The organism is Acidobacteriota bacterium (genome assembly GCA_016716435.1).
GTDB lineage: Bacteria > Acidobacteriota > Blastocatellia > Pyrinomonadales > Pyrinomonadaceae > OLB17.
In genome coordinates this window covers 200441-222685 of sequence record JADJWI010000001.1, presented here as the reverse complement: position 1 = coordinate 222685, position 22245 = coordinate 200441, and the positions used below count along the sequence as shown (strand labels likewise).

The 22245-nt window shown below is 55.5% G+C and carries 22 protein-coding genes; 10 read left to right on the top strand and 12 right to left on the bottom strand.

From position 1 onward, the window contains the following. Nucleotides 1–331: 331 nt before the first annotated feature. From IPM21_01130 to IPM21_01110, 5 genes are read right to left on the bottom strand one after another with little or no spacing between them, the layout of a single operon-like run. On the bottom strand, nt 332–1069 hold the full coding sequence (locus IPM21_01130) for a hypothetical protein (GenBank protein MBK9162518.1): 738 nt from the start codon (nt 1067–1069) through the stop codon (nt 332–334). Continuing rightward, a complete protein-coding gene (locus tag IPM21_01125; protein ID MBK9162517.1) occupies nt 1066–1569 on the bottom strand; it encodes a Smr/MutS family protein in 504 nt (167 codons plus the stop codon). Before IPM21_01125 ends, IPM21_01130 begins: the two co-directional genes overlap by 4 nt. Then, on the bottom strand, nt 1570–3555 hold the full coding sequence (locus IPM21_01120; protein ID MBK9162516.1) for an endonuclease MutS2: 1986 nt from the start codon (nt 3553–3555) through the stop codon (nt 1570–1572). Beyond that, nucleotides 3552–3833: a DUF427 domain-containing protein gene (locus IPM21_01115; protein MBK9162515.1), complete on the bottom strand. Its 282-nt coding sequence runs from the start codon at nt 3831–3833 to the stop codon at nt 3552–3554. The genes IPM21_01120 and IPM21_01115 overlap by 4 nt, the downstream gene beginning before the upstream one ends. 40 nt (nt 3834–3873) lie before the next feature. Continuing rightward, nucleotides 3874–4266 carry a thiol-disulfide oxidoreductase DCC family protein gene (locus tag IPM21_01110; GenBank protein ID MBK9162514.1) on the bottom strand — a complete coding sequence of 131 codons (393 nt, stop codon included), beginning with the start codon at nt 4264–4266 and terminating at the stop codon, nt 3874–3876. A gap of 63 nt (nt 4267–4329) precedes the next feature. Between IPM21_01110 and ada the strand changes: the two genes are divergently transcribed. Further along, the gene (ada, locus tag IPM21_01105; protein MBK9162513.1) at nt 4330–5367 is read left to right on the top strand and encodes a bifunctional DNA-binding transcriptional regulator/O6-methylguanine-DNA methyltransferase Ada; all 1038 of its coding nucleotides are present in this window, start codon (nt 4330–4332) and stop codon (nt 5365–5367) included. Between the two features lie 48 nt (nt 5368–5415). Here the strand turns inward: ada and IPM21_01100 are convergent, their stop codons facing one another. Then, nucleotides 5416–6216, bottom strand: coding sequence for a DUF1036 domain-containing protein (locus tag IPM21_01100; GenBank protein MBK9162512.1), 801 nt, complete (start codon nt 6214–6216; stop codon nt 5416–5418). 72 nt (nt 6217–6288) lie between these two features. Here IPM21_01100 and IPM21_01095 point away from each other — a divergent pair, with 72 nt between their 5' ends. The 5 genes from IPM21_01095 (at nt 6289) to IPM21_01075 (ending at nt 11612) form a co-directional block, all read left to right on the top strand. Further along, on the top strand, nt 6289–6396 hold the full coding sequence (locus IPM21_01095) for an MGMT family protein (GenBank protein MBK9162511.1): 108 nt from the start codon (nt 6289–6291) through the stop codon (nt 6394–6396). A gap of 36 nt (nt 6397–6432) precedes the next feature. Further along, entirely contained in the window at nt 6433–6783 is a 351-nt protein-coding gene (locus IPM21_01090; protein MBK9162510.1) for a hypothetical protein, read from the top strand. 353 nt (nt 6784–7136) lie between these two features. Next, nucleotides 7137–8753, top strand: a complete 1617-nt coding sequence (locus IPM21_01085) for an amidohydrolase family protein (GenBank protein ID MBK9162509.1) — start codon at nt 7137–7139, stop codon at nt 8751–8753. 24 nt (nt 8754–8777) lie between these two features. Continuing rightward, the gene (locus IPM21_01080; GenBank protein MBK9162508.1) at nt 8778–10181 is read left to right on the top strand and encodes an amidohydrolase family protein; all 1404 of its coding nucleotides are present in this window, start codon (nt 8778–8780) and stop codon (nt 10179–10181) included. A gap of 72 nt (nt 10182–10253) precedes the next feature. Next, nucleotides 10254–11612, top strand: coding sequence for an amidohydrolase family protein (locus IPM21_01075; protein ID MBK9162507.1), 1359 nt, complete (start codon nt 10254–10256; stop codon nt 11610–11612). A gap of 49 nt (nt 11613–11661) precedes the next feature. On the opposite strand, the gene IPM21_01070 is transcribed toward IPM21_01075, so the two are convergent. After that, nucleotides 11662–13803, bottom strand: coding sequence for a winged helix-turn-helix domain-containing protein (locus IPM21_01070; GenBank protein ID MBK9162506.1), 2142 nt, complete (start codon nt 13801–13803; stop codon nt 11662–11664). 213 nt (nt 13804–14016) lie between these two features. Here IPM21_01070 and IPM21_01065 point away from each other — a divergent pair, with 213 nt between their 5' ends. Both IPM21_01065 and IPM21_01060 read left to right on the top strand, forming a co-directional pair. Next, on the top strand, nt 14017–14493 hold the full coding sequence (locus IPM21_01065; protein MBK9162505.1) for a hypothetical protein: 477 nt from the start codon (nt 14017–14019) through the stop codon (nt 14491–14493). A gap of 244 nt (nt 14494–14737) precedes the next feature. Beyond that, nucleotides 14738–15190 (top strand): hypothetical protein, encoded by a 453-nt coding sequence (locus IPM21_01060; protein MBK9162504.1) that lies wholly within the window; start codon nt 14738–14740, stop codon nt 15188–15190. A gap of 65 nt (nt 15191–15255) precedes the next feature. On the opposite strand, the gene IPM21_01055 is transcribed toward IPM21_01060, so the two are convergent. The 3 genes from IPM21_01055 to lpxD all read right to left on the bottom strand — a co-directional run bounded on the left by IPM21_01055 (nt 15256) and on the right by lpxD (nt 17507). After that, entirely contained in the window at nt 15256–15900 is a 645-nt protein-coding gene (locus IPM21_01055; GenBank protein ID MBK9162503.1) for a hypothetical protein, read from the bottom strand. Between the two features lie 12 nt (nt 15901–15912). Continuing rightward, nucleotides 15913–16359: a peptide-methionine (R)-S-oxide reductase MsrB gene (msrB, locus tag IPM21_01050; GenBank protein MBK9162502.1), complete on the bottom strand. Its 447-nt coding sequence runs from the start codon at nt 16357–16359 to the stop codon at nt 15913–15915. A gap of 116 nt (nt 16360–16475) precedes the next feature. Beyond that, nucleotides 16476–17507 carry a UDP-3-O-(3-hydroxymyristoyl)glucosamine N-acyltransferase gene (gene lpxD / locus IPM21_01045; GenBank protein ID MBK9162501.1) on the bottom strand — a complete coding sequence of 344 codons (1032 nt, stop codon included), beginning with the start codon at nt 17505–17507 and terminating at the stop codon, nt 16476–16478. Between the two features lie 134 nt (nt 17508–17641). Here lpxD and IPM21_01040 point away from each other — a divergent pair, with 134 nt between their 5' ends. Continuing rightward, entirely contained in the window at nt 17642–18238 is a 597-nt protein-coding gene (locus tag IPM21_01040; GenBank protein ID MBK9162500.1) for a Uma2 family endonuclease, read from the top strand. Nucleotides 18239–18240: 2 nt separating this feature from the next. Here the strand turns inward: IPM21_01040 and priA are convergent, their stop codons facing one another. Beyond that, nucleotides 18241–20718 carry a primosomal protein N' gene (gene priA, locus IPM21_01035; protein MBK9162499.1) on the bottom strand — a complete coding sequence of 826 codons (2478 nt, stop codon included), beginning with the start codon at nt 20716–20718 and terminating at the stop codon, nt 18241–18243. 67 nt (nt 20719–20785) lie between these two features. Here priA and IPM21_01030 point away from each other — a divergent pair, with 67 nt between their 5' ends. Continuing rightward, entirely contained in the window at nt 20786–21301 is a 516-nt protein-coding gene (locus IPM21_01030; protein MBK9162498.1) for a hypothetical protein, read from the top strand. Here the strand turns inward: IPM21_01030 and IPM21_01025 are convergent. Beyond that, on the bottom strand, nt 21298–22242 hold the full coding sequence (locus IPM21_01025) for an ABC transporter ATP-binding protein (protein ID MBK9162497.1): 945 nt from the start codon (nt 22240–22242) through the stop codon (nt 21298–21300). The genes IPM21_01030 and IPM21_01025 overlap by 4 nt on opposite strands. Between the last annotated feature and the right edge of the window lie 3 nt (nt 22243–22245).

Here is a 22245-nt window from a genome sequence, read left to right as displayed (position 1 = left end):
CTCCGGGCTTTAGCCCAATGATCGGCGATCCGGTTCGGCTAAAGCCGGTGCGATGTTCAATACCTGTCCACTAGCTAAAGCTAGTGGCAATTTAAGGGCGGCCGCGGGCGGTTAGCGGTGGGCGGTTTTTGCGGATGTGCTTTTTCAAGCTTTAAGCCATTAGCTTTAAGCCGTAAGCCTTTGATCGGAGCTGTCAACAATTTGCTCAAAGCCGGCCGTTAGAGGGCGGCTAGAGCTTGATCTCGGCAATGGTGGCACCGTGGCCGCCCAAATAGACTCAACCGGATCCACAATGCAGTATTGGTAGCAACACACCATTGCTGTTACTACACTACTTACGAGGTCGTTGAACAAAGTATGTCGCGATCGACGCAAGCTTCACCCCGCTGCCCTCAATTTCCTTGTCGCTTCCTCCGTAGGTGTACCTTATTCGTTCAATCGGCATCCGCATTTCGCGAAACTCGGATGTCAGGATGCGAACGAGTTTTCGATATCTGCTCCGCGATGCCGCCTTGATAACTAGCTCCGCTTCGAAACCATCATTAGCTTTTAGAAGCTCGTGGATAGGCCTCGGATTAAACCAATATAGACACGAGGGGTTACCGGTTGGTATAAATGTTTCTCGGCCATCGATCGTGACTAGTTCGACAGTGTCTTCCGACAGTTTGCTTCGCGACGTGGGTTCAGGAAGGGTAAGGGCAAGTTCAGCAGCGGCAAATGGCGGAGTTGCTCCACCTCTCCCCATCCAAAGTTCAACCTTAATGTCGGGGCCGCCTTGGGTGAGAATGACCGAATACTGTTCTGCCGGAAACTTGTGAAAGCGTGCATGGTTTTTCGCCATCGTGTAAACCACAAGATTGTCGAACGCATTCGACCCCTGTTGTATTACAACGAAAGCTTTCGAACCTACGTCGTTTGACACATCAACCAGAAGCGCATCCAACCGCGATAATAGCGTTTCGCAACCATCCCGCGGATCAAACTCGTCAACCAAAATCGCTTTCGGCGGTTCCTGAGCTAACCCCGCAAGCGTGAAAATCAAAATGAAAAGAGTGGTTCGGTAAATCATATCTTCAACTCGGCGATGGTGGCTCCGTGGCCGCCTTGATCTGGGGGGGCGAAGGTGAAGCGTTCGACTAGTTCGTGATTCTTGAGGAAGTGGTGGACGTAGTTTTTGAGGGCACCGGTGCCGAAGCCGTGGATGATGCGGACGCGGGGGAGCGAGCCGATGTAGGCTTCGTCGATGAAGCGGTCGAGTTCGTATTCGGCCTCGGCGGTGGTCTGGCCGATGAGGTTGAGCTCGGCGGCGGCGTCGGGAGCGTCGATGGGTTTGCTGAACGACCTGTCCGCCGAAGTGCTGCGGGACCCGGTCGCTATCGCTCCGGGTTCTGACCTTACTCCCTGAAGATTGGTGAGCTTTTCACGCATGCGGATGCTGCCGACGAGCACCTCGGCGGTGTCTTTATCGAGCTTTTCGATAGTACCGACGGTGCCGAAGGAGGTTAGGACGCGAGAACCGACCGAGAGACTCGCACCCGTTTTCCGCCGGGAACTCCTTCGTAAGGCCAATCAGAGACCCTTGGCTACAGGTCGGTTTCCGCCCGGTTCTGACTTAGTGAGGCCGACCTTTGCAATGACTGCCCGGTTGAGCTCGGCTTTGCGGGCGGAGCGTTCCTTTTCGAGCTTGTTCTTGAGGGCTTTGTCCTCTGTAGATGCGATGAAGGCTTTCGACTGGCGGTCGAAGTTGTCGATGGTCTCGGCGAGCGAGCGTTCGAACTCCTTTTGTCGAGCCTTCTCCTTCTTTGAGGCTTCGATCTCAAGTCCGGCGTATTTCATCGCGGTCGCCTCTCGCTCTTCTTCGAGGGCGATGCGAAGGTCCTCGGCCTGCCGGGTCTCGGTCTGGAGCTTGAGCAGGTAGTTCTCGGCGTCCTGGGCGGAGACATCGAGGTTCGCTCTGGCGGCATCTATCACATCCTGCCGAATGCCGAAACGCCGTGCGATCTCAATCCCCGACGAAGCACCGGCGAGTCCTATCAGCAGCTTATAGGTCGGCTGCAGTGTCTTTTCATCGAACTCGACCGAGGCGTTGATGACGCTCGGGTCATTAGCGGCATAGATCTTAAGCCCGCGATAATGCGTCGAGGCCATCACCTGAGCACCCTTCTGGCGGAAGTGATCGACGATGGCAACGCCGAGTGCCGAGCCTTCTTCGGGGTCGGTGCCGGTCCCTGCTTCATCAAGCAAGACCAAGGAAGGCGGCCTGCATTCACCGATCATCGAGGCGATATTCGACATATGCGAAGAGAACGTCGAGAGGTTCGCCGAGAGCGACTGATGGTCGCCGATGTCTGCCAGCACGGAGCGATAAAATGGAACTCGGGCTTGCTTCGCAGGCACGGGCAGGCCGGAGATCGCCATTAGCGAAAGCAGCCCGGCGGTCTTAAGCACGACCGTCTTGCCACCGGCATTGGCACCGGAGATGATCATCACGGAACGGTCGCTCGTTAAAGTGAAGCTTGAAGGGACGATGTCAGAACCGCCTACGTTAGTGGGCGGCCAGTTTTTTTTGTCACCGAACTGGCCCGCCGCTGACGCAGCGGGTTCCGACTCACGCCGTAGATTCTCTTCAAGAAGCGGATGCCGGGCTTCGGTGAGTTCGAGCGTGCCATCATCGGAAATTGCGGGGACGACCGCTTTGTAAACGCGTGCGAACTCGACCTTTGCCTTTACAAAATCGAGCTCGGCAACGGCATTGACGGCAGTCTCGATCGCCGGCAGATTCTCCCGCAGCGATTCGGTCATGTCGAAGAGAATGCGGGCGATCTCTCGCTCCTCTTTGCCCTTGAGGTTCTGCAGTTCGTTGTTGGCCTCGATGGCTTCGAGCGGTTCGACAAAAACGGTAGCTCCGCTCGACGAGAAGCCGTGGGCAACGCCGCTCACCTTTCCGCGGAAATCTGACTTGACGGGAATGACGAACCGGTCGTTCCGCATCGTCACTATCTCGTCCTGGATGGCATCGCCGGAGCTTCGTATTACGGATTCGAGCGACTTGGTCAGGCGAGAACGCTGGCTGTTTATCTCGCGTCGGAGCCTTGCGAGTTCGGGCGAGGCGGAGTCATCGAGTTCACCACCGGGCAGAAGCTTCTTGGTGATCTTTTCGAGCACACCGAGGAGCGTCGGTGGGATCGGCTCGACCATTGACCAGAGCACCGGGACGAACTCGCGTTCGGGCTGGACGGACGAGCGAGCGAAGAGGGCCTGGCTGCAAACGCGTGCGAGTTCAAGCAGGAGATTCGGCTCAAGGGTCGCGTTGGTTATCTTCAAGATGGCGATCGCATCGGCCGGGTCTTCGAGCCCGCTGAAAGACCAGGTGACCTGCTTTTCTTCATTGAGCAAGATCGTTTCCGAGATGGCATTAAGATCGCGGTCGAGCTCCCGGCGGTCGGTCTTTGGACGCAACTCGGCGAACCGGTCGATGCCCATCGGAGTTTGGGCATTGCGGCTGATCAGCTCCAGCAAACTGGAATACTCGAGCGTGTCGAGCGAGAAACTCATTCGGTTATCTTTACGCCCTTCCAGAAGGCGACGTGGCCTTCGATGTTCTTCGCGTCGGGCTTTGCCTCGGGGTAATACCACGCGGCGTCCTTGTTCACTTCGCCGTCAACGACGACGTCATAGTAGCTGGCCGTGCCTTTCCAGCCGCAGACGGTATGCGTCTCGCTTGGCTTGAAGTGATCGCTTTTTATAGCGTCTGCTGGGAAATAATGATTCCCCTCGACCACAACCGTTTCATTGCTTTCGGCCAATACGGCCTCGTTCCAAATAGCTTTCATATATTTTGTTAACCCAGTCGCTATCGCTCCCGGTTCTGACTTAAAGGAATCTAGCCCGTATTTCGGGCGTTGGCATCATGCATGCGTCGCGTTTGCCAAAGAGCCGGTAGCGGTTCTTGGCAAAGAGACGATAAAAGACGTCGCGGATCGCTCTCGGGATCACAACGAACGCATGGCTCCATGACCAAACGCCGTCCAAGTGCCGAGCGATCTTCAAGGCTGCTGTCGAGTGCGTATATGCCTTGCCGTCCTCGACCAGAATTACAGAATCGGTCTCGGCCGTATCGATGCCGTGCTTCGCGATCAGTTCCTCGCCAATCTCCGATTGCAGCGGAGCAAACTTGAAATAGCCCTTGCTGTCTCGCTCAATAACGAAATTTATCGAGCTATTACAGAAATTGCAGACGCCGTCGAAAAGAATGATCGCACTCATTAATAAAATTCTACCGCAATTTTCGGATAGATTTTAGTTTCCGCTGAGAATACACTCGCAAACATGGAGAGCGAGGTTTTCTGGAATGCGGTAAAGGCGAACGACACGAGGTTTGACGGCGTGTTCTTCCTTGGTGTGAGAACCACCGGCATTTACTGCCGTCCGTCGTGCCGGGCTCGGCTGCCGAAGCGGGAGAACATTGCGTTTTTCCCGAGCTGGCAGGCAGCGGAGAGTAAGGGCCTGCGGGCGTGCCTTCGCTGCAAACCGAAAGAGCACACGTTCGCTGATCCGAAGATCGAGAAGATCTTGAAAGCGTGCGAAATACTCGAAGGCGATGCCCCTTGCTCGCTCGATGAGCTTGCCGCTGCGGTGGACCTGAGCCCGTATCACCTGCAGCGGAGCTTTAAGGAAGTCATCGGCGTTTCTCCTAAAAAATACTCTGAGGCAATGCGTATGAAAAGATTCAAAGAAGGGCTGCGAGAGGGCAGCGATGTTGTAACGGCGATGTACGATTCAGGTTTCGGCTCGGCAAGCCGGCTCTATGAAAAGGCGTCTGAAATCCTCGGCATGACGCCCGTGGCATATAAGAAAGGCGGGCAAGGCGTGGCGATCAATTACACGATAACCGATTGCGAGCTCGGGCGTATCTTGGTCGCAAGGACGATCAAGGGATTGTGCAACGTGGCGTTTGGCGATGACGACGCGGCACTCGAGGCAAACCTCAAGAGCGAATATCCGAAGGCGGAGCTTGTTGAGGACGCAGCGGTTCTGAAGACCTTTGTTGACGAGATACTCAAACACCTCGCCGGTAAAAAGAGGCAGCTCGATCTGCCGCTCGACATTCAGGCGACGGCGTTTCAGATGCAGGTCTGGGAGCTTCTCCGCAAGATACCGTACGGCGAGACCGTCAGCTACAGCCAGATCGCGGAACTGCTCGGCGATAGGAAAAAGGTACGGGCCGTCGCCCGGGCCTGTGCCAGCAATCGCGTCGCCGTCGTCATCCCCTGCCACCGCGTCGTCGGAAAAAACGGCAACCTCTCCGGCTACCGCTGGGGCATTGAACGAAAGGAAAAGCTGCTGAAAACCGAGGCGGATGCGTGAAATTCTCTCGCAAGCACCAAAAGGTCTGTTCGCGTTCGGCTCGTTTCTCTAGAAATCGAGCCGGTACATTTCCTGCTTTACTCTTGGATCGCTTACACGGCGGAATTTGACGAGTTGTTCATTATCGCCGTCGCAAGGCAGCGGTTTTCGCATGCTGGTGCCGTCCTGTTGAAACTGCAGCTTGCTGAACGCCTTACTCGTATTTATGCAAAGTTCGGAATCGCCTTCGCCGCCTTTCCAATAAAGGGACTTGTCCCCGTTATAGGTCCTCGCGTAGTAGAAGGTTCGCGGCAACGTGCCGTAAGGAATATTGTGTTTTTCTCTAAGCCGCTTACTGACTGGAATGTTGATACATTTCCCTTCAGCGACATTCCACCAGCCTTCGGTCCAAAATCCGTAGTTTGTTTCTAAGCCAAGAACGAAATAAACGCCGCCGGGAAACCTCGTATTACACACCTTCAAAGTATATTTGGTGGCAATATTCTTAAACCGGCTGAACCCGAATCTTTCACCCTTTCCGATAATTATCTTCCCCGTATCGGCGGGCAGGTCGCGTGTGTAGAGATACTTATCAAGGATCTTCTGAACTTTGTAGATCTTCACTTTGAACGGCGTAAAGATCCCCTCGCGGTTCCAATAGATCTGCTCGCCACTTTTCAGTTCAACACAGCCGATCGCAAACAGGGTGATCGCATTCGGTTTGTGCATACAGACCTTTCGGGTTTCGCCCGAATTGTTTTTGATCTCAACCGGTGGATTCGTTTCCAATCCCTGAGCGGAAATGTTTTGTGCGAAGTAGATCTGACCGCAAAAAATGGCCAAAAGGTAAAGTATCTTTGTCTTTTTCATGTCATTTGCCTCGGTAAACTATCATATTTTGGCGAGTTCTCTCAGGGACGACGCTATTAGGTGAACGTTGCCGTGCCCGAGTCTTGCAGCGAAACGGCCGGCGGCAAAGACGGCAAACTCGCCGGCTACCACTTGGGCATCGACCGCAAACAGAAGCTAATAAAGATCGAGAATTCCTGACTCCGCCTTCACACATCAAGATGATAGGATTCTGAAATGATTTGTTTCGACGTTTATCGAAATGGCGAAAAGCTATGCCGGGCCGGACGGAACGAGCTCGCTGTACTCAGCGGTATTCTCTCATTCGTTGATTCAGTTCATGACGACGGCCCACCCATCACACTCGACATAGGCGGCCTTTACATAAATGAGTTTGATGCCAACGTACATCCTCAATGGATCGAACGCTTGGCGATCAATGAGGGTGACGAAATCACCTTTCGAATCGTTCGTTCCGAGACAGCTGACCCTGCTGCGATTGAACGTGTAAGCGACGCAGAACAGGACCACCGCAGCGAACACGACTATTACCTCCATTTAAGGCAAAAATTCGAGCCTGAGGATTAAAGATATCGGGCGAGCCCGGTCGAAAAGACCGTACCGCTGAGAGGCAAGCCTTTCCGCACACCGGAGGGCGTAGCCCAAGAATGCGAATAGCTAACTCCGAATTCCGCGATCCGAGTTCTCAAGCCAAACTTATAACACTTTCTAGCACCACAACTGTTAGTTAGAAGGTGGCTAGAGCTTTTGGGTGCGGAGGCGGAGGGCGTCGGCGTCGGAGCCTGAATATTGTGTTGTGCGGACTAGGGCTTCGGCACTTGCTTTTTTGTTTGGGGTTTTGCGTGGGTGAAACTTTTGAATTATGCTCTGCGTAAACGAATTTATAAGCAGTTTGCGATATTTGCTCCCTTCCTTCGAATATGAGATCAACCAAATTCCTGGTCCTGTTTGCGGCGTTTTGCGTTCTTTCGGCTGCGAATGCATTTAGTCAATCGATCGCGATCACGAACGCCCGCGTTGTCACGGTTTCGGGTGCGACGATCGACCGCGGGACGGTCGTTATCCGCGACGGGCTGATAGAGGCGGTCGGGGCATCGGCGGCGGTTCCGGCGGATGCACGCGTGATCGACGCGGCGGGGCATACGGTCTATCCGGGATTCTTCGACGCCCTCACATCGCTCGGGCTTCAGGCACGGCCAGCGGCTCCGGCCGGTCAACCGGCGGCACAGCAACAGGCGGCACAATCGAACTCAAGATATCCGGCAGGCCTTAGGCCCGAAGATGCCGCTGCCGACGAACTGCGGGCGGGCGAGGCTCAGTTTGCGTCGGCCAGAAACGCAGGGTTCACAACCGCCCTTTCGGTCGGCCGAACCGGCGTCTTTAACGGGCAGTCGGCGATCATCAATCTGGCGGGCGATGACGTTGCGGGGATGGTAGTGAAATCTCCCGTTGGGCTTCATGTTTCGTTTTCGACCATTCCGGGTCAATATCCGGGTTCGCTGCTCGGCACGATCTCGGCGATCCGCCAGATGTTCCTCGACGCGAAACGGCATCAGGAATTGGAAAAGATGTATGCGGCCAACCCCCGGGGAATGCGGCGGCCGGATGCGGACGCTTCGCTTGAGGCATTGATCCCCGTGCTCGACCGGCAGGTTCCGATAATTTTCAACGCGAACCGAGAGATCGAGATCATCCGGGCGATCGACCTTGCAAAGGAGTTCAATCTGCGTCTGATCATCGCCGGCGGGCAGGAAGCCGGAAAGGTGACGGACCGCTTGAAGGCCGCTGACGCCGCGGTGCTCTTATCGCTTAACTTCCCGAAGCGGACGACCGCTTCATCGCCGGATGCCGATCCCGAAAGCCTCGAGATGCTTCGGTTTCGTGCCGAGGTTCCGAAAACGGCGGGGAAACTGGCACAGGCAGGTGTTCGTTTCGCCTTTCAATCGGGCGGGCTGACAAATCTCGCCGACTTCACGGCAAACGCGGCGATGTCCACACAAAACGGGCTTTCGGCGGACGCGGCCGTCCGGGCAATGACGCTCTCGCCAGCGGAGATATTCGGCATCGCAGACCGCACCGGATCGGTAGAGGCGGGCAAGATCGCGAACATTACTGTTGTGAAGGGAGACGTTCTTTCGAAGGAGCGGGTCGTGACGCATGTATTTGTGGACGGCAAGCTCTTTGAGCCAAAAGCACCGCCGGCTCGGCCTGCGGGCACTCCAGGGACGGGCAACTCTGCTGCGGCCGCTGGTGTTTTTAACGTGACGATCGAAGTACCGGGACAGCCGCTGACCGGCTCGATGACCTTCGTTGTTCAGGGACAATCGCTTACCGGTAACCTGACGACGCAGCTCGGCTCAGCACCGATCCGAAACGGACGCGTGACCGGCAATAGGATCTCTTTCGATGCAACGGTCGCCTACGGCGGTGCCAACATCGACATACAGGTGGTTGGAACGATAACCGGAAACCGGATCGAGGGTTCGATCGATTCGCCGCAAGGTGCGGTGCCTTTCAACGGAACTCGCGTCCCTTAAGTTACAAGAATTTTTCTCGTGGAAATGTCTAATATGAAGAGACAAATTGGAATGCTCCTCGGCCTTGCCATGCTTGCCTGGCTGCCGATCTCGGCGGCCGCTCAGAGCGGCGATGTGCTCATCAAGAACGCTACCGTGATGACCGCTTCTCGCGGCACGCTTGAGAATACTGACATCCTCATTCGCGGCGGCAAGATCTCCCGGATCGGGAAGAATCTGCCGGCGGGAAGTGCTCGCGTGATCGACGCTACGGGCAAGTACGTAACGCCCGGCATCATCGATGCTCACTCGCATACGATGATGAACGCGGTCAATGAAGGCACGCTCTCCGTGACCTCGATGACCCGCATCCGCGACGTGCTGAACCCGACCGATGTCGCGATCTATCGTGGGCTTGCGGGCGGTGTGACTGCAGCGTTGCTGCTCCATGGTTCGGCAAACTCGATCGGAGGGCAGAGCTCGACAGTGAAGCTCAAATACGGCCGCCCGGTCGAAGATTTTCTCGTAGCCGGAGCTCCGGAGGGAATCAAGTTCGCGATGGGCGAAAACCCAAAGCGGGCAAATTTCACGATTCCTGGACAGCCGCCTCGCTATCCGCGGACGCGAATGGGCGTGCTCGAGGTTATGCGAGACGCCTTCGTCAGGGCCAGAGATTACAAGCGTTCGTGGGACGACTTTCGTGCGGGCAAGACGCGGGTTCCGCCGCGTCGTGACATGGAACTCGAACCGATCGTCGAGATACTGGAAGGCAAGCGGCTCGTACATGCCCACGGCTACCGCTCGGATGAGCAGTTGAACCTGCTCAGGCTTGCGGAGGAATTTGGGTTCAAGATCGGCACACTCCAGCACGGTTTGGAAGCGTATAAATTTGCTCCGGAGATCGCCAAACACGGTGCCGGTGTTTCGATCTTTATTGATAGCTGGAGCTACAAGCTCGAAGGCTACGACGCGACGCCGTATAACGCCTACATGCTCTGGAAAGCAGGCGTGAATGTCTCGATCAACTCGGATTCCAATGAGCGGATGCGTCGGCTCAATCTCGACGCCGCCAAGGCAATGAAATACGGCGGTGTGCCTGAGCAGGACGCTCTGAGAATGATCACGCTCAATCCGGCGATCCAGCTTGGCATCGGGAACCGCACCGGGTCGATCGATCAGAACAAGGACGCCGATATCGTCATTTGGTCGGAGCATCCTTTCAGCCCGTATGCTCACCCTGAGGTGACGATGATCGAGGGCGAGGTTTACTTCGACCGAAAGGCCGACATCGAACGTCGTGGTTTGCTCGCCAAGGAGCGGGAAGAGCTTGAGAGGCTTGACCTGAACAAGGCACCAGGCAGCGGCGGAGCTGCTCCGCGTATCCCGGCCGAACGTATTCGCGGCGACCTTGGCCACTCCGAGGATTCGGACCACGACGACCAAAGGTAATATTTCAGGAACGGGCGGGATCTTTGCCGTCGAGTTCCAAAGCGTAAATTTATGCATTCGAATAAGATCTCTATGCGATTCTTTCGTGCACTTTTTGCCGGTGCAATAGCGGCCGTTTTCCTTGCTTCCGGCGTTGCTGCACAGAGCGATGCCTCGCAGCAGAACAGGACCGGCCGAGCCGGGACATTTGCGATAGTTAACGCGAAGATCGTTCCGGTAACCGGCCCGGTCATTGAGAGCGGCACGGTTGTCATCCGCGATGGCAAGATAGCAGCGGTCGGTGCAAATGTCGCCGTTCCTTCGGGTGCCGAGCGGATCGATGGCCGCGGGCTTTCGGTCTATCCTGGGATGATCGATGCGGCGACCGGCCTTGGTCTCGCCGAGATCTCCGGCGGCGCAAATGCGACGATGGACATCGCCGAGACCGGCTCGATGAACGCCAATGCCAAGGCGATAACGGCCATCAATCCGCATACCTCGCACGTCAACGTGACGCGGGTCAATGGCGTTACAACCGTTCATTCGGCACCGACCGGAGGCACGATCGCTGGCCAATCGACCGTCATCAACCTCAACGGCTCGACGCAGGCCGAGATGAGTGTCGTGCCCGAGTTTGGACTTGTTATCAACTTTCCGCGGGTGACCACGTTTGGTGGTTTTCAGCCGGGTGTTGGGCCGATAACGCTCGATTTCAACGAGGCCGTCCGTCGCCGGGACAACCAGATCGAAGAGCTCAAGAAGATGATGGCCGATGCCTCGGCTTATGCTAAGGCAAAAGAAGCCTCGGCGAAAGATAGCTCGCTTCGTCCGCCGGCAACCGACCTCAAACTCGAGGCGATGATCCCGTACATTCGCGGTGAACGTCCGATCTTGCTCGCGGTCGAACGCGAGCGGGACATTCGGGCCGCGGTCAAGTTCCTTGCCGACAACAAGCTCAAGGGCATCATCGTAGGCGGCCAGGAAGCCTGGATGGCGGCCGATGACCTCAAGAAACACAACGTTCCCGTCATCTTCACGAACATCTACAGCCTGCCGGTTAGGCCCGATGACCCGTACGATTTTCTCTTCGAGGGCCCGGCCCAGCTTCAGCGTGCAGGGGTTAAGTTTGCTGTTGCGACCGGCGACGGCGGAGCCGAGGTTCGCGATCTGCCATATCATGCGGGGCTTGCCGGAGCCTACGGGCTGCCGAAGGAAGAAGCCTTGAAGGCCGTGACCATTTACCCCGCTGAGATACTTGGTCTCGCAAACCGAATGGGCTCGGTCGAGGCCGGCAAGGACGCCAACATCGTCGTGACCGATGGTGACATCCTCGACCCGCGGACGAACATCAAGTACCTCTTCATCGGCGGAAGGCTCTTGCCCCTGACCAGCCGCCACACTGACCTCTTCGATAGCTTTAAGGATCGAGGAGCAACAGAGCGGCGTCAATAGTTTGAGTTAGAAATTTGAATTGGGAAGGGCGGATCACTTCCGCCTTTTCTTATTTTAGGCCGTGCACGAGAACAGCGTCGTGTTTCCACTCGCCCATTGCGATCGCAAAATGCCTTTCGTCCGGAGATACAGAAAACGACGAACGTTCGCCTAACTCCTGCACATTCAGATCACGGATCTTTTGTGGGGCCGAGCCATCAATCGCGAGACGCCATACAGAATACGTTCTCGCCAGTGGGTCGAATAATACCGCATATATGTAGTCACCGTTTGCAGACCACGCAAGGTGCTTTCCTTTCATATCGGCACGCGGCAGTTGAACACTAACCGGCTTGGCGTCTGATTCGAGAGCTGCGATCGTTATCTTTGCACCCCGCGGCTGCCCATCAAAAAAAGCGGCGAACCTGGCATCCGCGGAAATGTCTGCACCATGCATCGCACCTTCCGTGACTTTTTCCTCGATCGCTCCATTGTTTGAAACTCTGTGAAGAGTTCGGTACATCGCCGAAAGGTAATAGATCCAAAATCCGTCGGCGGAAACACCGACCGGAAATCCGCCCTCGCCGCGAGATAACTGAGTTGCCCCGCTGCCATCCGTCTGCATTTTCCATACATGTATCGAGCCCGAACGCTTGGATGTAAAATAGATCGTAGAGCCATCTGCTGACAAGATCGGGAATTCATCGGTGCCTGTGCTCAAGTGTTTCACATCCGTTCCGTCGAAAAAGGCTGACCAGATCGCGACCCGTCCTGAGCGATTTGAGGCGAATAAAACGCGGCCATTGGGGGTAAAACGCGGCGTCCATCCGCTGCCCAGAGCGACCGGCTTCGTATCGGGATCAAACGAATGGACAAAGACGCGAAAATCTGCGCTTCGAACCGTAGAGACAAGCTTTAAACCCTCACGGTCCATGCTGATCGTTGCAAAAGACCCTTCATTTTGTTTGACCGGTGTTGCGGTCCGGGTGCTCGGCACAACCGACCAGAAATAGATATCGTCGTCAGATGCAAGCAGTGCGGTCGCAAGAAGCGAACCGCCGTCAGGCATCCAGTCGATACTTACCACATTAAAGAACTTTTGATCGACGACCGGCGTTTCAATATTCGTATCAAGGTCGATCTGGTAGATGCCAAAGTCATTGGAACCGTCCACAGACTGCCCGGCAGCGAAAACAACCGATCGACCATCCGGTGAGATGGCATTGTCGCCGATACGGGTTCGGCCCCTTCGGGTAACCAAAAGCCTTTCGTTCGCCAGCTTTTCGTCGGAAACGTAAAGCGAGCAATAGTCGTCCGGGTCGTATCTGCAGCGGACGTAGGAAATATTTTTCCCGTCATCCGAAATATCGAACCATCCTTCTAAACCGCAGCCCAACGATTCAGGGACTCCGCCGGTCAGCCTAACCTTGAATAAACATGCTGTGTCAGGAGCGGATGCGGCGATACGCACAAAATATAGGCTTGAACCGTCAGGAGACATCTCAAGTCCGATATACCTGTCCTCAGTCGAGCCTAGAAACTCTCGGGACTGGCCTGTTGAGAGATCGCGAATACGCAGGCTCTGCTTTCCATCTTGACTTCCGGCCACATACACGATCAGATCGCCGGCTTTAGACAAAACTGCGTGACGAACATTGCCATCGGTGGAGAGCCGTTCAGATGAGAACGGGGTAGAAAGTAATTTTGTCGTATGCGGGTCAAAACTCCCAAACCAACTCTCGACTGCGGCAATACTCCCGGCGGCCAAGATCACAGGGATAGCAAGAAGCCAAGGCTTCAGTCGCGGCCTACTCGAGTTCTGCTGTTCCAAAACGACGGTTTTGGGTTCGGGGGGTAAAGGTGTCGGGACAACACCGTTCGACTGTTCGATACGCTCGACACTCCCGACAAACCGATAACCGCGTTTTGGAACCGTTTCAATGTATCTGGGGTTCTTAACTTCGTCGCCGAGGATCTTGCGAAGCTGCCTTATGTTGTAGGTGAGATTGCCTTCCTCAACGTAGCTATCTTCCCATATTTGGTCCAGAAGATAAGACTTATCGAGGACGTGCCCAGGATTCTCAGTTAGGATCGCTAGCAGCCGTAAGGCCTTTGGCGTGATCGATACGGTGCGACCGGACTCCAAAAGCGAACTTTCAGATGGGTCAAATTCGAAGTTTCCGAACTTATAAACGGTCCGATCTACTGACATTGTCCTCTCTCAACGAAATATAAGAAAAATCTCACAGGTTTCTAAAGAAAAAACTGGCGTGTGAAGGGTAAGATTTTCCGCGATTGCAATTCTAACAGAGGATCGTACCGGCGGAAAGCGGTTTTTTAAGTTGTTAGTTAGTCTTAGAAGACCGATCCGCACCAAGTAGTTTTCTTAAACACTAATTGTTTGTCTGGTGAAGGAACCAAAATTATGAAAAATATTCTGCCAATCACATTGGTACTTGTAGCAGTCGTCGGCTGCAAAATGTTCGGCACGGGAAATGTCGTGCCAAACGAACAGATCAACGCCGATCTTAGCGGGAAGTCTGTAAACATTACCGAAGGGTCTTACGGAGGCGACAACAAGTTTACTTTCCGGGAGGACTACGATAGATGCTTCGTCGTCAACGAAAAAGAAAGTCAGATCTCCGATTCGCAGGCTACGCTTTCTTTGACTGTCACTTCCTGGGGCAGCCTCAATATGAAGGACCTTGGGCTCGACGAGGTGTATAACACCGTGTTCGGAAAGCTCACGATGCAATATAAGAAGGAAGGCGAGAAATGGGTTCTTCAAAAGTTGGAAACGAAAGAGCTGATGTATAAGAGCCTTGAAACCGAACAATGGAAGAAATTTCTCGATATCGCCATGCCAACCTGTGCGAAAGGCTTTCGGCACCAGGGTTCGTGATCAGCAGACGAAATGATCTGTTTTTGCAGAGTGTTCTTGGGCGTTACCGGCTTTGTCTTCGCACCGATACATTTCATCGCGATCGGCCCGCGATATGTCGCTTTCTAGGGGTGCGTGGACGAAGATCAACACAAGATACCCGGACTATGTAAGGGAGATAACTCAATGCTCTCGGCCATTCTAATCTCGAGCACAATGGGTCAGACAAGTGATGTCAAGTAATTAGGGAGGAGGCAATAAGAGAATGTTCAGGAATTGTGGAATCGTCGTTGTACAGGAACGCGGGACGCAGAGAGATTACGCACAGGTTAATCTCGTCAATCCCAAGAAAACAGCTGAAGGCGTGTGGCTGGGACGGTGGATCTTATACACAAACAGCAGATCGCCTGACTACAAGCCTGGTGAGACGTATACCATCGGTACCAGTGCCCATCCCGACTATAAATTCTGGAAGTTCGAGAAAGCCACCAACGGCCTTTATTTTTGCGAGACGGAAAACCTAATCGGCGGAGGGCTGAAGTTCGGAGAAGTGCTTAAAGATTACAAAGTTACCGTTGCGTGTCTGCGAGCGACAATCACGCCGACGGGGATCATTCCGATGAATGAAGCTAACGATGAAAAAGCAGAGGTCCTCGTTCCTTCGAGCCTTTTTCTAAAAGGCCAAACGACGACGTGGACCTACGATTACATCAGTTGAGGGGCAGTAGTTCCGAGCATATCCTAGGGAGAAATGTTAGAACTGCGCGGAGAGGCACAGCGCTTTTACTTGGAGCAAAGAATGCCGCAGTCTGGCTCTCGGTTGGCGTTGTTATCTATGGCGGCAGGATCGCCGGGTAATGACTTTACCCAATCGGGTACGGTCAATGGATAGAGGAAGCCGTTAAACTCATATTTCCCATCGCCATCGTAGTCGCAAAGGTTATAGCCGGTCGCACTCGCATACCCGTTTGAATTACTGTTCGCGTCGAATAGACTTGCGCCATACTGATAGCAAAAGATCTTTCCGTCACGTCCCGACAGTTCGTGAACGTCGCTGATCCTCCATTCGGTTGAGGGACTATACGGCGAGGCCGCTTCCGCAACGGGCCGGCCTTCGGGCGTTATCGTCAGAACGTTGTAAATCACGGTTCGCCCTTTCTTAGTTTTGCCGGTCGCCTTTCGCCTCCACGTATCCTTGGGGATAATTTTCTGGATCGGCCAACCGTCCGCCTTGATCAGATTTCCATCGGCATCTTCCCGGACATTCGGAGGCAGCGGCGTCCGAGTCGGTGCGGCAGTGGGCTCAGCGACAGCGGCGGTTTCATTCGCATCGAATGCCTCAATCGCGGCGGGCGGCTTCGTTTCCGCACAGCCCGCAAGGTTCACGACTAGAGCTCCGATAAACGCAATGATCAACTGATGTTTCATCGGTACGTCGAGCTAAGGCTTCTGCGGGATTTCTTCGCCGTCTTCGAAGAATTCGAGCGACGCGGAGTTAAGGCAGTAGCGTTGGCCGGTGGGCGGCGGGCCGTCGGGGAAGACGTGGCCCTGGTGGCCGCCGCAGCGTGCGCAGCGGATCTCGGTGCGGCGCATTCCGTAGCTGTTGTCGTCGATATAGGCGAGGTGCTCGCGGTCGAACGGCGAGTGGAACGACGGCCAGCCCGTGCCCGAATCGAACTTGTGCCGCGAAGTGAACAGCGGCAGCCCGCAAAGCCGGCACGCGTAAGTCCCGTCAAGCTTGTTATCGAGCAAAGTCCCGCAAAACGGAGCTTCCGTCCCATGCTCAAGCAAAACGCGACGCTCCTCGTCGTTCAAATCGCTCGCCAAATTCTCAATAGCATCCGCATCCAGCGGCGTAATGTCGTACCCAGATTCAGATTTGCTCATATATTTATAACAACAGATTAACATGGATTCTCACGGATTATTCTCAAGAAATCCGCGAAGATCTGCGGGAATCCGTTGTTTGAAATGTCCTCCGTGCCGGCGAGCTGGCCGCCCGCTTACGCAGGCGGTTCTGACTTGTCGAGGAGCTTCTCGAGTTTTTTGAGCCGTTGGGCGAATTCGCCTAGGCGGCGGTAGGCGGCGGTCGAGCGGAGCCAGTCTTTGTTGTCGAAGCCGGGAATGCCGGAGATGACCTTACCGGGTTCGATGTCGTGTGATGTCGCGGATTTAGCCGTGATGACAGCATCGTCGCCAACCTTCAAATGCCCCGCGATGCCGACTTGGCCGGCGAGTATCACACGTTTGCCGATCACGCTTGAACCTGCCAAGCCGGTCTGCGAGCAGATAAGTGCGTCCTCATCTACGGTGCATGAGTGGCCGATCTGGACGAGGTTGTCGATCTTCGCACCGCGTTTGATCCGCGTCTCGCCGACAGACGCACAGTCGATGGCCGTGTTCGCACCGATCTCGACATCATCCTCAAGCACGACGCGGCCAACCTGCGGTATCTTCAGCCAGCGTTTCTCTTCGTCCTTCGCATAGCCAAATCCGTCGCAGCCGATGGTCGAGTTGTTGTGAATGATGCAGTTCCGTCCGATCTCGCAATTCTCCCGCACAGAAACTCCGGAATGCAGCACCGAACCTTCGCCGACTAAAACACCGTCGTAGATGGTCACATTCGGGAAAAGCTTCACGCCCGCGGCGATCCTCGATCCCGCACCGACGACCGCATTCGGACCGATTTCAGCGTCTGGCGATACCTCAGCGGTCGGGTCGATCACCGCCGAAGGATGCACTCCCGGACTGACCGGCCTTTCGGGATAAAACACACGCAGAGCACGCGTATAGGCAAGATAAGCATCCTTCGCCCGCAGTACGGCGATGTCGTCGCGGCCGACCTCGACGCCTTCGTTGAGGAAGATGGCCGAGGCTTTCGTGTCCTTGATCTGCGGAGTGTATTTCGGGTTTGCCAGGAACGTTACGTCACCCGGCCCGGCAATATCAAGGCCGGCGGCCGACGCAATATCTGTCTCCGATGAGCCGGATTCGAGCGTTGTTCCGGTCTTTTCTGCAAGTTCGGATAGTTTCATAGAAATATACCTTGAAAAGCCAAGTCGGGATGTGCAACACTAGTTGTATCAAACCCCTTTCCCCAAGCAAAGCCCCCAAGATTTTGCCCGCGATTTGACCGAATTTTGTTCAAACGTATAGGAGCACTCATTAAATGGTGAATCAAATAGCGACAGCAGCCTCGCAAAGCAAGGCTATGAATGGCGGGATCTCAGACGGCACGAGGGCCGCGGGAAATTCGAACGTGATCGGCCGCAGCGGGTGCGACCGGCCGCATAATCTGCTCGTCGCAAATGCGGCCATCGGCATCGGCAGCCGCAACGGCGGGAAGAAGGGCGAGATGTATATCGGCAACATGCGGGTGCGGCTCGGTGACGGGCTCATCTGCACACCGGACATCGTCATTGTGGCGAATGACCCGAACTTTTCGACCGCCTCGGAAGAGGAATTGCTGAACCCGACGGTGATCATTGATGTCTTCTCGTCGCGGTCCGATTCGCTCGAGAAGACGCGGAAGCTCGAGAGCTTTCTGGCGACGGACAGCATCAAGGAATGCTTGCTGGTCAAGCAGGATGAGATGCGGGTCGAGCACTATGCCCGGCAGAATCAGAAGCAGTGGATCTACCGCATTTACAACGAGAAGGACGATGTGATCTCGATCGATGCCGCCGCCTGCAAGATCTCGATGCAGGAGATCTATGCGAAGGTCGATCTGGCCCGAGCACAGTTTGCCTCGCGTTCGCTTAATTAACTTCAAAGCAGGTCGAGCGGATCGATCTGTACCTGAAGGATACGGCGGTCAGAGCCCGAGGCTTCGGCCTCACGCATTGCCGAATCGATAAGCTCGCGGAGGAGCTTGCGGTTCGGCGATTTTATTATTGTCTGTATCCGCCATTCGTTCTTGATGCGGGCGATGGAGGCTTCGGCGGGCCCGAGAATGCGGGCCTCTTTCGCTTTGTTCGCTTTGTCGAGACAGCGGCGGAGAATCTCGGCGGTCCGCATCGCATAGGCTTGGTCGCGGTGCTTTGCCATGATCGAGGCGATAACGAAATACGGCGGATAACCGAGCCGCTCGCGGTACCGCATCTCCTCCTCGAAGAAGCCGTCGAAATCTTGTTTTGAAGCACGCTGAAGGGCGTAGTGCTCCGGGTGATAGGTCTGTATCAGCACACGTCCGGCGAGGCTTCCGCGTCCGGCACGGCCGGCAACTTGGGTCAGGAGCTGAAACGTCCGCTCGGCCGCGTGAAAATCCGGAAGCCCGAGCCCGTTATCGACCGATATCACGCCGACCAGCGTCACGTTATGAAAATCATGGCCCTTTGCGAGGATCTGCGTCCCGACCAGAAGGTCGATCTCGCCGCGGTCAAACGCGAGCAGCGTGCGGTCAAGCTCGCCTTTTCGCTTCATCGTGTCGCGGTCAACGCGGGCGATCCGCAGCCGCGGAAACTGCTTCCGGAGCAATTCCTCGATCTGCTCCGTGCCTTGCCCGATGAAGTAAAGATATTCACTCTCGCAAAACGGGCAAACGCTCGGCGGGTCGGTCGTGTAGCTGCAATAATGGCAGATGAGTCGCGAACCAGATTTGTGATAGGTCAGCGTGATGTCGCAATTCTTGCATCGCAGGCTTTCGCCGCAGCTCCGGCAGAGCACGAAGGATGAAAACCCGCGGCGGTTGAGCAGCATCATCGTCTGCTCGCCGCGGCCGTGGGTTTCAACAACCGCCTCGGCGAGCTTCGGCGAGATGACGACGTCCTTGCCCGCCCGCCTAAATACCTCACGCATATCGATCAGCTCGACCTCGGCCAATGGCCGGCCGCCGATCCGTTCGGGCATTCGGAGATAATCATACTTGCCGATGCGGGCATTATTGTGCGATTCGAGCGACGGCGTCGCCGACCCAAGGACGATGACCGCACCGGCCCGATGTGCCCGCATTACGGCGACATCGCGGCCATGGTAGAAAGGCGATTCATTCTGCCGATATGAAGCATCGTGCTCCTCATCAACGATGATCAGGCCCGGATCGGAAAGCGGGGCGAAGACGGCCGAGCGGGTGCCAATGACGATCCGGGCCTCGCCGCTGCGGATCCGCCGCCATTCATCGAACCGCTCACCCGCCGAGAGGTTCGAATGAAGGATCGCCACCTTTGAGCCGAAAGCGTCACGCAACCGGCGGGAGAAGATCGGCGTAAGTGCGATCTCCGGCACAAGCATCAACGACGACAGCCCGTCCTCAAGTGCTCGCCGCATCGCACGAATATAAACCTCGGTCTTGCCGCTTCCGGTCACGCCGTGGAGCAAAAAGGCCTTGAATGTCTCGCCGCTGAGGGCGTCGGTGATCTTGTCGAGAGCTTCGTGCTGGGCAGCCGTTAAAGTAAGTTCGGCAGGTGCGAGTTCCTGGTAGCCGGAAAGCGGGTCGCGGATCTCTTCGCCGACGAAGACCTCTAAAAAGCCTTTCTTTGCGAGCGTTGTGATCGGGGACGAACTCACGCCTGCCTTCTCAAGAAGATCGGTGAAGAACATCTCTCCGCCACTTTCTTTTAGAAGAGAAAGAATTCGCCGCTGTTGTTCGTTGAGATCATCTTCGCCGGCTGAACTTTCTGCGCTTAAACGAACCGCTTTGCGACGCTTCGGCTTCACCCTTGCTTCAACCGTCGTTTCAGCGGCCGTTACAAATCCCGCCTTTGTCAGCTCGCGTAAAACCCCGGAAGCCGAGCTGCCCGCATCTTTGAGCAGTTCGCTCTGCGGGACGGCGTCATTCTGCTGCAGAGCTGCAAGCAATTTGTGCTTTATAGAGCCTTCGCGTTTTAGCTGTTTTAGTTCGAGGCGGCCCTTCTCCGTGATCGAGATCGAGCGGTCAACAGTGACATTGATGCCCGCCGGAAGTGCGGCCTTCAACATTTCGCCCCAGGACGCGATGTAATGATCAGCGGCCCAGCGAGTAAGCTCGAATATTTCCGGTGTGATCAACGGCTCCTCGTCCTCAAGCGAGATTATCGGCCGCACCTGATCGGGCGAGAGCGAGCCATCGGCTGGTAGGCGTTCTGGAAAGCCGGTTATGTACCCTGTAAAACTGCGCTTTCCAAATGGAACAACCACACGGGCGCCGAGCTTCGCAACCGCCTTCATCTCAGCGTCGATCCGATAGGTGAAACCATGGCGAACCGGTAGAGGCAGGGCGACCTCTAAATAAGCGGGTTCGGGCGCGGGGCTTTCCGGTGCTTGTGACATTTCGAGAAAGGGCAATCGAGATGATAACCTATGGCAAATTTCTCGCCAATGCCGGAGCACGTAGACTATGAAATCGCTCGAAGAACTTGACCAAAAACCCAAACGCAATCTCGCGGGACTTCTTGTCGGAGGAGTCGTCGGCCTTGTGCTTCTCGGCGTTGGGATCTGGATACTGACGCTTCAGCCTTCGATCGAGGAGCAGAAGGTTGCCGTTATCGAAGGGGCGTATAAAGAGGGAAGTCCGGAGTTTGAGACGCTGACGAACGACATAGTCATCTCAACCAGCCGCGATACGGTGGAATCACCAAACGCCTTCGGCACCATTTCGATGTTCATCCGCGGGACAGTGCGGAACAAAGGAACGCGGACGATCAACGGGCTTGAGATCAATGTTGCCGTGCGAAATACGGAAGGGCAGGTGCTGAAAGAGAAGCGGCTCCTGGCAATTCCTGCCCAGCACGCCCGCCTCGACCCCGGCGAGAGCGTCACGGTGAACTTAACCATCGACGGCTTCAGGCAGAACGATGACCGAGCGGATATTCGCTGGAAGGTGACGGCCATCCGGACCGAAACACCGCTCTAATTCTCAGCAGGCGTTTCGACAAAAAGATCTTCAAGCGATTGCTTGACCGGGAGAACGGAGATCAGTGTGCCGGAGTTGTCGCGGATGGTCCGAAGCACGGCCTCGATCGAGTCGTCGCTTGCAACCTCGATCGCTATTCCATTCGGTTTTCCAGAAACGATGGCTCCCTTACTCAGAGCCTCGATCTGTGCAATAGCGGCAGGTGAAAGGCCGGAAGCGATTATTTCAAAGCCACCGCGGCCGGTATCTCGACTGAGAAGTTCTTGCAAATCGCCGGTCGCAAACAGCCTGCCTTTTCGCAATATCGCGACCTCGTCGCAGAGTGCTTCAACGTCCGAGAGGATGTGCGTGGACATGAATACGGAGGTGCCTTTGGCCTTTAGCCCGGCGATAAGTTCGCGAATCTCGCGGCGGCCGACGGGATCGAGACCGCTCATTGGTTCATCGAGAAATACGATCTCGGGTTCGTTGATGAGAGCCTGAGCAAGCCCGACACGCTGTTGCATTCCTTTCGAGAATTTGCGGAGCTGCCGCTTCCATGCGATCTCCTCGAGCCCGACCGCATTCAGCAATTCCTCCGACCGCGAGCTCCGCACCGCGGCATCAAGCCCGAAAAGCTGGCCGAAATAATCGAGCAGTTCGAGCGGCGTAAGATAGTCGTAGAAATACGGGTTCTCAGGGCAATAGCCGATCCGCGAACGCATCATTTCGTCATCGATCGGCGAGCCGAGGATCTGCGCACTTCCTTCGGTCGGAAAGAGAAGTCCCATCAGGATCTTGATGGTCGTCGTTTTTCCGGCACCATTTCCGCCGAGAAAGCCAAAGATTCCGCCGGGCTTGACGCTGAGGCTCAGGTCATCAAGGGCCCGCACCTTCCGCTTTCGCCAAAAGCCGACCTCGTAATCCTTTGACAGTCCTTCGATCTCAACAATGTTCTCCATATC